This is a genomic window from Clostridium ihumii AP5 (genome assembly GCF_000612845.1).
GTDB lineage: Bacteria > Bacillota > Clostridia > Clostridiales > Clostridiaceae > Clostridium_J > Clostridium_J ihumii.
This window is the reverse complement of the sequence record NZ_CCAT010000084.1, coordinates 56,191-70,922: the sequence shown is the minus strand read 5'-3', so window position 1 is coordinate 70,922 and position 14,732 is coordinate 56,191. Positions and strand designations below refer to the sequence as shown.

Annotated in this window: 9 protein-coding genes; all 9 read right to left on the bottom strand. The window is 26.3% G+C overall.

The features are described 5' to 3' along the window. Nucleotides 1-146: 146 nt before the first annotated feature. The 9 genes from BN346_RS17885 to BN346_RS20720 all read right to left on the bottom strand — a co-directional run bounded on the left by BN346_RS17885 (nucleotide 147) and on the right by BN346_RS20720 (nucleotide 14,722). A complete protein-coding gene (locus tag BN346_RS17885) occupies nucleotides 147-1,376 on the bottom strand; it encodes a prenyltransferase/squalene oxidase repeat-containing protein (protein WP_040330399.1) in 1,230 nt (409 codons plus the stop codon). 100 nt (nucleotides 1,377-1,476) lie between these two features. Continuing rightward, complete coding sequence (locus BN346_RS17880; RefSeq protein ID WP_040330398.1) at nucleotides 1,477-4,980, bottom strand: Ig-like domain-containing protein; 3,504 nt, start codon at nucleotides 4,978-4,980, stop codon at nucleotides 1,477-1,479. A 48-nt stretch (nucleotides 4,981-5,028) separates the two neighbouring features. Continuing rightward, nucleotides 5,029-7,002, bottom strand: a complete 1,974-nt coding sequence (locus BN346_RS17875) for a clostripain-related cysteine peptidase (protein ID WP_051540498.1) — start codon at nucleotides 7,000-7,002, stop codon at nucleotides 5,029-5,031. Nucleotides 7,003-7,031: 29 nt separating this feature from the next. After that, the gene (locus tag BN346_RS17870; protein ID WP_040330397.1) at nucleotides 7,032-7,718 is read right to left on the bottom strand and encodes an ECF transporter S component; all 687 of its coding nucleotides are present in this window, start codon (nucleotides 7,716-7,718) and stop codon (nucleotides 7,032-7,034) included. Beyond that, a complete protein-coding gene (locus tag BN346_RS17865; RefSeq protein ID WP_040330396.1) occupies nucleotides 7,719-9,332 on the bottom strand; it encodes an ABC transporter ATP-binding protein in 1,614 nt (537 codons plus the stop codon). After that, nucleotides 9,323-10,225, bottom strand: a complete 903-nt coding sequence (locus BN346_RS17860; RefSeq protein WP_040330395.1) for an energy-coupling factor transporter transmembrane component T family protein — start codon at nucleotides 10,223-10,225, stop codon at nucleotides 9,323-9,325. The genes BN346_RS17865 and BN346_RS17860 overlap by 10 nt, the downstream gene beginning before the upstream one ends. 29 nt (nucleotides 10,226-10,254) lie before the next feature. Beyond that, nucleotides 10,255-11,280: a cell wall-binding repeat-containing protein gene (locus BN346_RS17855; protein ID WP_051540497.1), complete on the bottom strand. Its 1,026-nt coding sequence runs from the start codon at nucleotides 11,278-11,280 to the stop codon at nucleotides 10,255-10,257. A 14-nt stretch (nucleotides 11,281-11,294) separates the two neighbouring features. Next, on the bottom strand, nucleotides 11,295-12,632 hold the full coding sequence (locus BN346_RS17850) for a prenyltransferase/squalene oxidase repeat-containing protein (RefSeq protein WP_040330394.1): 1,338 nt from the start codon (nucleotides 12,630-12,632) through the stop codon (nucleotides 11,295-11,297). A gap of 122 nt (nucleotides 12,633-12,754) precedes the next feature. Continuing rightward, nucleotides 12,755-14,722, bottom strand: a complete 1,968-nt coding sequence (locus BN346_RS20720) for a cell wall-binding repeat-containing protein (RefSeq protein ID WP_051540496.1) — start codon at nucleotides 14,720-14,722, stop codon at nucleotides 12,755-12,757. Nucleotides 14,723-14,732 lie beyond the last annotated feature (10 nt).

The following is a 14,732-nucleotide window of genomic DNA, read 5'->3' as shown; positions in this document are numbered from 1 at the left end:
TATCTTTATTAATTTATATAAAGTATTAAATGTTCCAAATTATTTATATAAATAATTTTTTATTTTTATAGTTTTATTAAACATTTAATAAAACTACAAAAACTAATGTAGAAAGTTTTTAAAATCTACATTAGTTTTTTTATTATTTAAAATTCATATAAATTTAGTCTTCCATTTTTCAACTCCCTATATGCTTCTAATGCTAATAATGCTTGTTCTGTTGCCTTTCCATTACTATTCCCTTCATATATGTGTTTAAATCCACCATCATCACTTTTAAATGTTAATAAAGCATCTATAAGATTTTTACCACTTTTAGTAAATTCACTACTTGTTGGATCTATTCCATTTGCACATAAACCTATTATAACTTGTGATATACTTTCACTATTTTTTAGACCTACTGATGAAAATGTTCCATCTGTGTTTTGCATACTACTTAAAAGAGTTATAGATTCTTCTATTGATTTATTTATCTTTTCATCTTTTTTATAATTGCTTAATGCTGCAATTGCCATTCCAGTCATATCTGGTTCTGCTTTAGAACTTAAAAAGCTCCAACCACCATCTTCTGTTTTTGAATTTAACAAAGCATCAACTAATTTTTCTCTTGTCCATATAGAATTATTTTCTAATTGATGATTTTTACTATCTAATGCTATTAATCCAAATATTAAAGCATTATTACCTTGACTATCTAATTCTGGATTATTATATAACTTTTCTACTAAGTTAGTATTATTAAAATTTTTAGGATCTTGTCCTAATGCTGATAATACTAATATCATTCTCTCATAATCTGTAGATTGTACTATTTCATTGTTATCAATTTGTTTTTTTATTTTGTCTAAATACCCACTTGGAATTTCTTTATTATTTTTAGCTAACGCTATTGCTTGCCAATCACTATTTATTCCATTTTTCACTATACTATTACACATATCATCTATATTTTTTTCAACAACATCTTTATACATATAAATAGATTTATTGTAAGAAACACTTTCATTATTTACTTCAAATATAAAAGTTTTTTTACTTTTTATACTTTTACTATTTATATTTCTTATGTTTTTACCAATATTTAATGTATATACATTACCATTTATATATCCTTCTTTTGGTGGATATATAACCACATTTTTTCCTTCTTTAATTTCAACTTTACTATCTATTATATTTCCATCTTTATCAACTACTGAAATTTCATTTTTTAAAGTACTTTCCTTTAAATTCTCATTAAATTTTATAGTCCATACCTTATTTAAATCATTAGTTCTAGCATTTATAGTGTTTCCATAAGCTTTACTAGTTACAAGTATAGATGTAACCATAGTTACTAGCACTATTTTAGATATTATTTTATTTCTTCTCAACTTTCTCACTCCTAAATTCAATTCTCCTGTAAAACAAGGTAATCAATATTTAAGTGCACTATCTTAAATATTGATTACTGTATGATTTTTAAAATCTATGTTATTTAACTTTTATTACTATATTGTCACAAAGACTATTCATATTATCCAAATTATCCCACAAGAATACTTTAACAGTGTACTTCCCATTACTTGGCATAACCATCATTGATTCTAAAACTGTACTTTTATTGGCTTTTATTTTATTTTCTAAGGATATATAGTCTACTAACTTGTTATTATCATCATATAACCCTACTATGAAATCTAAATCTTTTTCTTCTTTAAATGTATTTGTTACCTTTAATCTAACTTTTCCTTCTTGTCCTAATTTAAAGCTATTTTCATCAGTTAGATTTTCAACCTTTATTTCTTCTTTATCTAACTCTTCTGGTTTTGTATTTTCCATTTCTATGTTTATAACATAGTTCATAGGTACAAATAAAATTCCTTCACTTGAACTTCTTTTACCTATAGATACATTAAGGACTTCTTCTTTTTCTATTTCTATATTTCCATTATCATCAGTTATATACTTTTTATTATTAACTGTAACATCCATTCCTCTTATACTTTTATTATAACTATTAAAGTTTAATATAACTTTATCACCTTTAACTTTATAAGTCATATTAGGTGTTTGTGTTTTTATATCTGTATCCTTATAGTCACTTACATAAAGCACTATCTCATCCATAGATAAATTTTCTTTATCTATTTTGTATGAGTCCATCCCTACACCTGGATGTTCTACTTTGTTGTTTTTTAATATTAAGTAGCACCATCCATATTTACCTTCTAATTCTTTTTCATCTAATATAGAAGCTACCATCATGTTGTTTGTTTCTCTAAGCTTTACTTTGTCAAGTCCTAAAGAAATTTTTATTAAATCTAATACATTTTTAGAGCCTTCTCCAACTTTAATCTTTTCATTAAATAAAGTTTTTTCTCTACCTTCAACTCTTAAATTAATCTCAGTGCTTTGATTTTTGTCTATAGCAAATTGTAAAGATTTAGTTATTTTTAACCCTTTATCATTTTCAGCTACTACCTCTAGTGTATGAATGCCTGAAGTAGTGAATTTTCCGCCTGTAAAGTTTTCACCATTTAACTTGGCAGTCCATTTATTACCTTCAGTTGATGAAATTTCAACATTAACATCACCTTTATAAACCTTATTATTTTCCACTCCAATTATAGTTATTTTTGGTGCTTCACCATTATCCATGTCAACAGAGGATTTTATACCAAAATTTGATTCTTTATTATATAAATCTACTAATGCACATAATGCATTAGTTGTACTCTGTGCATTAATTACATTGCTTCCATAACCTATACCATTTGCAAAACCAAAATAAGGATTTCCATTCTTTAATTGGTCTGATTTATAACTTAAAAGTACATCAAATAAATTCTTCTTTTCTTCACCTTTAACATATGTAAAATCTTTTCCTAATGGATTTATGTTATTAGCAACTAATGCTTGAATAACTAATGCTGTACTTCTACATCTATCATTTTTACATTGAAATTGTCCATTTTTTAAGAATTCATTTTTCATATCTAATATAAGACTTTTTAAATATTTTGTTTTTTCTATATCCTTATCAACCCCAGCAAGAACTAAAGCTACCAATGCTTTTTTCTGAACTTCTGTATACGTTGTATCTCCATCTCCATTTTTAGATAAATCTATTATAGCTTCTATAGCACTTTTTTTATCATATTCTTCTTTCGCTAAATCTAGTGCTAATACTGCATAACATTGGCTTTTTAGATTATTTTTATCCGAATAATCATTTTTTATAAACTGTCCTTTATTTTCTCCATCTTTCTTTTGGATTTCTTTTAATTGTTCTACATAATTATTGTTTTGGTAATTTCTAGGATTTTCACCACTTCCTATTGTAGCAAATATATTTAAACTAAGATCATATGCATTAGCACAATTTCTCCTTATATATGCTTTTTTTACTACACCTATTTTTGATAATGCTAATGGTACTAACCCATCTTTAGTTTCAGTTAAATAATAATTTTTTAGATTTTCAACTTCTGCTTTAATCTTCTCATGGTCTTTTTTACTTATTTCATTAAGGCCTAAGTTATCTTGAATCTCTATTTCTTTTTCAGCATATACAGTTTCATTGTCTTCAATAGAAACTTTTATATTAACTTTACCAACTTTTTTAGCCGTTAAATTACCTTTATTATCTATACTCACTATATTTTCATTATCTGAAGAATATTTAAAATTACTGTTATAAACTCTATCATCTTCATCATCCTTGCATATAGTTTCCACAGTAACTATATCATTAACTTTTATTGGCATATAATCTTCATTTATATTTATTTCTATCTTTGAAACTGGATTTTTATAAACTTCTATGTCTAAATTAGCTTTTATATTATTATTTTTCTTTAAAGCTACCTCTATTTTTGCATTACCACATTTTAATGCTTTAACTTTTAAACTTCTTTCATCTAGCTCTACTAAATCCTTATTATGATTTGTAAATACAAACGCTTCACCTATCATAGGATTATTTTTTTCATCATAAATTTTTATATTTAAACCTTGTTCTTTGCCTTCTTTTATTTTAATATTACTATTTTCAAATTCAATTTTACTTGGTGTAGATATTTCATAATCTAAATTATACATAGATTTTTTATTGCCATATTTAAAATTATAATAATCTACAAGTGCAGACAACTTTGCCAAATTCTTAGTATCTGTGTCATATTTAAAAGAATTTAATCCATCTATCAAATTGGGTCCATCTTCAGAAGTCCAATCTTCTGATGTAGGGTCTTGGCCTATTAATATAAGTGCTTGTATTAAACTTCCATTATAGCTTGGCCACGTTCCATTATCTATTTCAATTTTTCCTTCATGATTTATAGAATATTTAAATATATCTAAAAATCTATCTATATAATTATTATAATTTTCCACCTTTAAAAGATTTAATGCAATTATTGCATTAGTTATTGGTTCTATATTTTTAATACTATCAGTATCCTTTTCTAATTCGGTTTTAACATAATTTAATAAAGATTGTTTTGCTTTTTCTTTATCATAATCTACATGCGCAAGTTCTAATGCTATTATACATAATGCAGTAGTATTTAAATCTAAATCTATATACTCCCTACCACTTTGGGATAAAAAGCCTTTTTCACTTAATCCATTAGTAAGTGCTTCTACATATTTCTTGTATTTTTCACTATTTACATCTTCCTTTACACATACAAGTTTTAGTATATTTTGTGCATTTACTTTAGAATTATTTTCATTGTCATAAGCAGAACTTATGTTATCAATAAGATTTATCTGTGACTTATCCACCGGTTCACCTAACGCTCTTAATGTTAAGCAGTCTAAATAGTCTTTAGGACTTCTGCTTTTAACCTCTTCCTTTAATGTTTCTATTTCCTGCTCTAATTTGGCTTTTTCTGAAGTAGTATCAGCAAAAACTTTTACAGGCATAATAATATTTATAACCATAATAAATGATAAAATGAAACTTATTATTCCTATTTTATTTTTTTTCATAAACTTCTCCCCCTTAATTTCTTCGATCTTTTAAACAAATTTTTATTATTACCATTGATGAAAATTTTCTCCACCATCAACGCAATTTTCTTTATCAAACCATGAATCTAACATTTCAAACCAATTGCCAACAACATTAATTTTAGTATCTATTCCATCTTTACACCAACTTAATGCACCATAATCTCCACCATATATATACTCACTGCTATACCAACTTTGATTTTTCCAAGTAGACTCTCCATCTGGTAAAAATATACTTACGCCATTAATATTATCTTTAAATCCATTGGTTTTATATTTACTTTGTCCAAAAGAATAAATGATAAATTCATTTAAAGATTTTTTAGTATTTTCACAAACTACATTTAACTCATCACTACATTCATTGCTAGCTATGATTTTTTCACATAAATCATATAAATCAAAGTAAGGATACAATGTCCATCCATCTTTTTCATTATATACATAATCCTCTTCATTATTAAAATATGAAATTACTTGTCCACTTTTTTTAAAATTTCCTCGTAACTCATCTATTAATTCTTTTTTATTTTCCTTTGCTAATAACCTAGATAATTGGTCTACATTATTTTTAATCCTGCCTACTTTATTTAAATCATAATATGCTAATATTTGATCTCTTTTCTTTTTAGTATATTCTTTATGTTGCTTTATAAATATTGAGCCTATATCATTCATTGTCATAGTCGAAGGATCATATGTAGTTGTCCATTCATTAAATATTTTTTCATAATTAAATCCTGAAGACAACATTGTTGCACTTGAAGCAATCATATATTTGCTCTCAAAACTTCCATTATTAGGTCTATATTGATATGCAGTTTCTAAATTTCCCATGAAACATGCTTCATATATAATCATGTCTACAGATTGCTTTTCACTTAAATTATCTGAAATTTCTGCTATATTTAAGATATCTTTATCTGTTTCATCTATGCAAAATCCTCTATTTCCTTCACCATGATTAAATGGAATTAATATATATGAATCTGCACTATAGTTAGATTTACAAAAGTCTATAAAGCTTCTTAAGGTTTTTGCATCACCCATATTAGCTTCATAATCACTATCTATCTTTATCTGCGGCATTTGTTCTTTTCCATCTAATCTTATAACTTTATTATTTTCAATTTTATACAATCTTGTGCTTTCAAAATTTTCTCCTAAAACTTTACTATCTTCACTATATCCCTTTATCCTATCAACTAATGCAATAACATTTAAATTTACATTATCTTTTATGCCCTTTTTTATTTCTTCTATATCCTTAAGCATTTCAGATTCTAAATTATTATCCCCATCAAAATACAGCATCACTGTCATATTTTTTAGATTATTCTCAATTGTTATTTCTTCATTATTTTTATATTTCAACTTTACTTTTTCAGACTTTTTAATATCACTTGAAATATCTAATATTATTTTATTGTTTTTCAATATAGCTGAAGTTACTTTTTTTTCACTTTCTAAAAATTTGAAATCATTTTCAGTTATATTATTTGGTTTAATTTTATCATTTAAAAGTATCTCTATTCTTTTAGAATTAATAGTTTTCCCTTCCTTTAAAATTGCATTATTATCACCTATATTAATTTCTCCTATAGGTATTTCTATTTCATTTATTCTTTTATTATTAACTTCTCCATATACTATTATTTTCTTAGATTTATTGTCAGAAATTTTAACTTTACTATAAACATATTCATTTTCCAACTTATCTATTTCCTTCTTTAAAGAAACACTCTTTAAAATTTTATCTTTTCCATCAACTATTTTTATAAAAAAATTGACATTCTTATTTTCATTAGTATTGTTAATTAACTCAAATTTAATATTAGCGTTTTCACCTATTTTAAAATTATTTTTTTCTGTTAAATTTTTTATAATTACATTATCACTTTCAAGTCTACTCTCATATCCATAAACCTTGTAATTTATAGTACTTATAGTAATAATGCTACTTAATGCTAATATTCCTATAAATTTTTTTATATTCAATACCTATCACCTCTTTATATTAAATATACTTATACCTTTATTCTTAAAAATTCATTTTTTCTATTGTATCTTTCCAATGCTTCTATGAAGGTTTTTCCAAATAAATAGGCAAATAATACATTTCCAATAGCATGAAGAGTATCATGTCCAAAACTTCCTATGCTACCTATGAACATAGCTTTCAAGTTTATTGGATGAATAAACTCTAATACATACCATTGATTCAAAATAAACCCATATATATACCCCCATAAACCGCAAAGTACAATAAATATTTTAAAACTTTTTTGTATGAAAACTTTAAATATGCCAAAAAACATTCCACAAAGTCCCCATCCAAGAATTTGCCACATGGTCCATGGACCATGTCCTAAAAAGAAATTTGAAATAAATGCACATATAGCTCCCACCATAAAACCATTTATCGGTCCTAAAGTATAACCAGCTACAGCAGTAATAAATGTAACTGGCTGAAATCCTGGTATAACTGCACACGGAACTCTTAAAACTCCTCCTAATGCTGCCATTGTAGCTACTGCTGCCATTGTTCTTGCACTCATTTCTTTATTTTCAAACAAAATTATAAAAGTAATAATTATAAATATGCTTGAAATTTCTATGGCCTTGTCCATTTTCAAATTGTTATAAGTCATTACAAATATAATAGCTAAATATAAAGCTATTAATATAAATCCTAATTTTATTCTTCTTCTCATTTATCTCTCCATTAAAAGCTCTATAGCTTTTTTAGAATTTATTACTTTACATTTATCTTTAAAAACCTTAGATATTTGTGGTGAATAGTAAAGTGAATCACAAAGTATTTCTAGTGCTTGTCCGTTAGCTACAATTTCACCATCAAACATAAGCATTACAGAATCAGCATAATTTCCTAAAAAATCAGCATCGTGTGTAATGATTATTATACTTTTTCCTTCTTCTTTTAAATTTTCAATTATTAATCCTAAATTTTCCTTAGCTAATGCATCCATACCTCTAGTAGGTTCATCTAAAATTACTATGTTAGGATTGGTTACTAATGTACACGCTATTGCAACTCTCTGTTTTTCTCCACCACTTAAATCCCTTGGATTTCTATCCCTTAAATGGTCTAAGTCTAACTTATTTAAAATATCATAAACCTTCGCTTCATGATATTCACCTATATTCCTTAAAGTATAAGCTACTTCTTCAAAAACCGTTGGCCTTCCAAAATAGTCATTAGGATTTTGCGTTAAATATCCTATTTGTTTAATTCTCTCTTCTGACTTTAACTTCTTCATATTTTTGCCATAAATCTCCACCAAACCTGAATATTTACTTATAATTCCTGAAATTATTTTAAATAATGTACTTTTTCCTGCTCCATTTTCCCCCATAACACCAAGAATTTCGCCTTTTTTCAACTGAAAACTTACACTCTTTAATGTTTTACTTCCTTTCTCATATTCAAACTTAAGTTTTTTTGCATTTAATACTATTTCTGAATCTACTTTCTTAGATTCTTCATCTTCATATCTTAAGCCTTTTATTGCTTCTCGTCCTTCCTTTACTGTAACTGGTATAACATCTCTATTTGCTTCTTTAAATATATAAGATATATTAGGAAGATGATATTTTTTACTTATGTTTTCAGGAATATCATTAGGTGTACCTTCACCAATTATTTGTCCATCTTCCATAAATATTATTCTATCTGCTATATGAAAACATTTATCTAATCTCTGCTCTACAAGAATAATTGTTTTTCCCATATCCACATTTAACTTTTTTATAGAATTTAAAACATCTTCAGCGCTTATAGGATCTAACTGTGAAATAGGTTCATCAAAAACTATTATATCTGGATCCATAGCTACGACTGATGCTATTGCTACTTTCTGTTTTTGCCCTCCAGATATTTCTGTTGTCTTGCTTTCTTTTATTTCATTCAATGATAGTAAGGACATTACCTCACATACATTTCTTTTCATAAAATTCATATCTTTGTTTAAATTTTCAAGACCAAAAGCTATCTCTCTTTCAACATCTTCAAGCACTATTTGTTTTTCTGGATGTTGATATACCATTCCTACACTTTTAACAATTTCAAGATTTTCAATAAAATCTATATCTTTATTCTTTAAATAAATCATTCCCTCTAAAATTCCGCCATAATAATTAGGTATAAGCTTATTTAAAAGTCTAATTAATGTAGACTTACCACACCCCGATGGTCCCGCTATAACTACAAGTTCTCCTTCTTTTACTTTTAAATTGATATTCTTTAATACTTTTTCTTCACAATTAGGGTAAGCAAAACTAACATTCTCCAAATTTATCATTTCCATATTTTCCACCACCAATTTATAAGAGCAATTAAGTAAGTTCCTACACAAAGAATTATTCCTTCTCTTGAAGTTTTAAGAAGTACATTATCAACCTTATTATAAAAATTGAATTCATTGAATCCATTAACCGTAAAATAATAAAGATATATAAATATTTCTATAGATATTACTATTATCACAAAATCCCATATTGTATATTTTTCTCTGAAATAAGAGCTTCTTCTATTTAAAGCACCATATCCTCTTGAATACATAGATTCTGCCATATCTTCAGAGTCTTCAAGACTTGATAAAAACAATATATTTGCTATATTTCCGCTCCCCTTTATTTTGTTCTTCATCCCATCTTTTAAAATTGAATTACATCTCAACTTTTCAATTTCTAATATATTTTCATATGATTTCATCATAGTAGGAAATAATCTTATAGTCATGCTCATTAAAAGCGATGATCTTTTTATATACTTTGCAAAATATCCAAAAGTTCTATCTGGATGGACTATTAAATTTCCAAAACCAAACAAAGCTGTTATTGAAACCATTCTTAGCCCATTGAAAACACCGTATAATATAGCTTCTTTTGTTATTATAATTTTCCCTAAAACAGGTATATTTAAATATCCTTGATACAATATAGTATCACCATTATGCACTAATAATGGATTCAATATCATAATTCCAACGGCAAATGGCATCATTATCTTTGCATATCCCATAACTTCTTTTAAACATCCATCCAAATAAGCTATGGTTAATAAACTTGCCAATACACAAACAAAATATAATGGATTTTTAAACTTTAAAAACAATATTAAGTATGTAATAATAATTAATGTTACTGTTAATGGATGTAGCCCTTGTAAAAATGTATTCCTATTTTTATAACTTAACATAACTCCACTTCCCTGCTAATAACATTAATTTAGAATAAATTTATTTTATTCATTGCTATTTCTAATATATCAAAATCTGATATAAATTTATCTAATATGCCTTCTGGAATATAGTTTTCTCCACCAACTGCTATTACTTCACTTTCACTTGTAATATTAGAATTTACTAGTATTTCCGTATCTCTAATTACCTCTTTATCTGCAATTACTACCACGCTATTTTTTTTTGATGCCATTGGTGCCACTGATAATGCATCTGCAAAATCATCTCCTCTAACAAAATAAACATTTTCAAAATTTAATTCTTCTTTGAAATTCTTTAAAACTTGCATATTAGTTAAATATCTATTATCGCCACTCAACATTTTTGAATTTTCCAATGAACTCAATACATTATTAGATAAAACCCCTTCTCCTCCTATACAATAAATTTTATCTATATTATTTTTCTCTATATATTCTCTTGCATTATCATTTAACTTTTCTTTTGTTGTATATATTATAGGACTTCCTTTTGTTGCTGCTATACTTGATATAGATAGAGCATCAGCATAAGTCTCACCATTAGTTATAAATGCACTCTTTACATCACCCAACTCTTTGGCAACCTTTATTGAGGTTTCATATCTATTTTTCCCATATATTCTTTTTACATCTTTTATACCAATTTCATTTAATTGATTCTCAACACCTTTAGAAATTACTAATTCTCCCCCTAGTATAAATACTTCTTTAGGATTTAATCTTTTTATTTCACTAATTGTATTTTTAGGTAACACATTTTTTCCATTTAACAGTATTGGTCCATTGTTCTTTCTGGCCAGCGGTGCCGCTGAAAGTGCATCTGCAAAATCATAAGCTGATGCAATAACTACAGAATTTGATCCATTTTTCCAACCAATTTTGCTTATTTCTACAGATGTCTCTATTCTATTCTGACCATATATTCTATTTTTTTTTAATATATCTTCGCCCTTAGCATTACATGGAATACTTGCTAAAATTCCTAATCCTATTGTAAAAATAGCTAAATTTGTTTTTAAACTTTTATTCATTTTCTCCCCCTTATTTAATTAACTGGTATAACAATTTCTTTTGCTAAATTGTTCATATCATTAAAATTATCCCAAATAAATATCTTTACCTCATAATTGCCTTCTTTAGGTAACTTTACATTGACTTGTAAGTTTTCTTTTTCATCAATATCCAATTTTTTACTTGAAGCTGCATATTTAACTATTTTATTAGTATTTTTATTGTATAAACTTACTATGAGTGTAATTTCTTTTTCATTTTTTAATTTATTTAATGCTTCTATTTTTATTTTTGCCTCTCCACCTAGTTTAAACTGCTTATCTGATGTTAAATTATTTATAAATAACCCTTCTTTTTCTTCTAAATTTTTTTCAAATTTACAAAGATTTTTTATATCATATAATGCAGTATTATTGGTTTTTAATTTCTTATATGCAGCAAGAGCCATAAAGGCTTGATCTGTTGCCATTTCATTTAATTCATCTAATCCAAATTGTTTGGTATGTGCAAAACCACCATCTTTTGTTTCATAACTTAACAATAGTTCTATTAAATTTTTATTATTTTTTGTGAATTTGTCACATATTACAGGATCAATTCCTAGTGAGCAAAGAGCTATTATAGCTTGTGATAAACTTTCACTAGATCCATTTTCATTATATCTTCCTACTAATTCTCCTTCTTCATTTTGCATTTCAACTATTCCAGCTATTCCTCTATCTATTGCTCCTTTTACATTTTCTTTCAAATTATAATATGGAGCCAATGCTGTTATTACCATGGATGTGGAATCACAATCAAAATCACTTCCAAATTTATTCCATGTACCATTTTCTTTCTGACTTTGGAGTAAACTTTTTATTGCATCTTCCTTTTTTAATTTCATATCTTCTGAAAGCTTAAAATCATCACAATTAAGTGCTAATAGTAAATATAAATTTGAATATATATCTTCTCCAATCTGATAACTACTTAAATCTTCAATCAAATTATGACCTTGAATATTAGTTGCTTCTACCCCTGACGCTGTAATAGCCAAAATTGCCTTACAACACTCTGTTGCTTTTTCATATTTTTCAATTTTTTTTATTTCTTCTATTTTATTTTTAATATAACTATCTGGCATCAAAGTACCTAATGCACTACACGAAACTGCTATATTATCATTTCTATCTTTTTGAAATCGTTCATTTTCTACCAATGTTAATACTCTTGAAATTGCATTATCAATAACTCTTTCATCATCTTCATTTACATTTACTATTTCACTGGCATATACAATTGAAGAATTTATTATATCAAAATTAGCAAATGTACTAGTACCTATCATTGTAAGGGCCATGAACATTGCTAAAAAACTTTTTCTTTTCATCTTATTTCCCCCATAACTCTAGTAATAATGTATTAGTTTTTTAGAAACTTGTTTACAACTCTACCTTTTTAGCAAACCCTTATACTTTCATAATATATAAGGGTTTAAAATTTCTATTCTTGTTAATTAATATTAAATTCAAAGTTTATTGGAGTTTTATTTACTTTACATACTCCTTTATATTTTCCTTTATCTAATTCACTTCTTAAAGTGTATTTCCCATTATTCAAAGATACTTGATCTATATACACTAATGAATTTTTTTCATCTAAAACTTTTATTGTAACTACACTATCATTTTTGCTAGAATCTTTAATTTGAAAATTTACTTTTTCATTATTGCCTCTCACTTCAAAAATAACATTTTCTTGCACTTTTCTAAATATAACCTCATCTTTTCCAGTAGATGTACCTTCACCAGAAGTATTTCCATCTTGATTACTCTCTTTAACATTTATATCTTTTTTATAAATTGATCCATATTTTTCAACTGTAATAACATGTTTTCCCACTTTATTTATCTTAATTACTGCTTGTCCTTTTGTATCAGTAGTTGCTACCTCAACTCCATTAATTTTTATTGATGCACCATATACTTTTCCTACTGATAAATCAACATTTACATTAAAACATTCATTTGCTTTAACCTCATTTGGAATACCACTTACGTTTAGCTTTGGCTTTTCACCTGGTGATACTAAACTAGTGTAATCCCATTTCTCATATGCTACGTTTATAGTATCTTTTTCTTTTATTCTAATATCATTTGCTCCTACATTAGCTCTTTTTCCATTAACATATATAAACCAATCAGCAGACAAGTAACCATCTTTTATTTCTTTTTCTGTTAGTTCATTGAATTCTTTTCTTTTTATTCCATTAATTTCACAAATAAAACCATTTTTGTCTTTTACTTTTGCATTTTCTCTTAAATAATACATAACACTTTTCTTATCAAGAATCTTCAGATTTTTATTAACAATTTCATTTCCATCTGTAGTTACTAATAATTTAAATTCCCCTTGTTTAACTTCAGTGTTTAAATTATTATCTCCACCAATCCCTGAACCACCAGCATCATTTCCACCATTACCTTTATCTTCTTCAATTTTACTATTTGTTATTTTATCTAAAACATTTTCAGGAACTATCTTTTCTCCACCTATAGCAATTAATTCACTTTTATCTTCTAATTTAGAATTAACATATGTATTTAATTCACTATTAATCTGTTTATTTGTTAGTACTATTGGTGATTTTGTAAATGCTGCTAATGTTGATATTGCTAACGCATCAGGAAAATCTTCTCCTGTTGTAAAGTAAATCTTTTCATATTTAATATCTTTATCAAATTTTAGTAACACATTTTTATTGGTCAAATATCTATTTAAGCCTGAAACTCTCTCTATATTCTCTATACCACTTATAGCATTTTCATTTATTACACCTACTCCACCTATAGCATATGTATTTTCTATATTATTTTTAATCATATAATTTTTAATTTCTCTAGAAATTTCATTTCCATTTGTATATATTATGGGTGCTCCTTTTTGTGCCGCTATAGATGATATTGATAATGCATCAGCATAAGCATATCCATTAACTATAAATAATTCCTTAGCTCCACCTAATTTTTCCGCAACTTTCAATGCTGTTTCATATCGTGTTTGTCCATATATTCTTTCTATATTATTTACATTTATATTTTTGAGTTGGACTTCTACTTCATTACTTATTACCTTTTCCCCACCTAATATAAATATTTTTTTCGGATTTAATCTTGTAATTTCATCAACAACCTCTTGTTTTAACCTTTCTTTTCCACTTAATATAATTGGTCCATTTAATTTTTTTGCAAATGGCGCAACTGTTAATGCATCTGCAAAATCATATCCTTGTACAATAAATACATATTCTGAACCATTTTCCCATCCACTTTTACTAATTTTTATAGAAGTTTCTATTCTATCCTTCCCATATATTCTGTCTTTCTTAGATATTGCAAATGTATTAGTCCAGCTAATTAACATAAAAAAGCTAAGAAATAATATAAAAATACTAGTCTTTCTTTTAAATAATTTCCTCATAAGTCTTTCC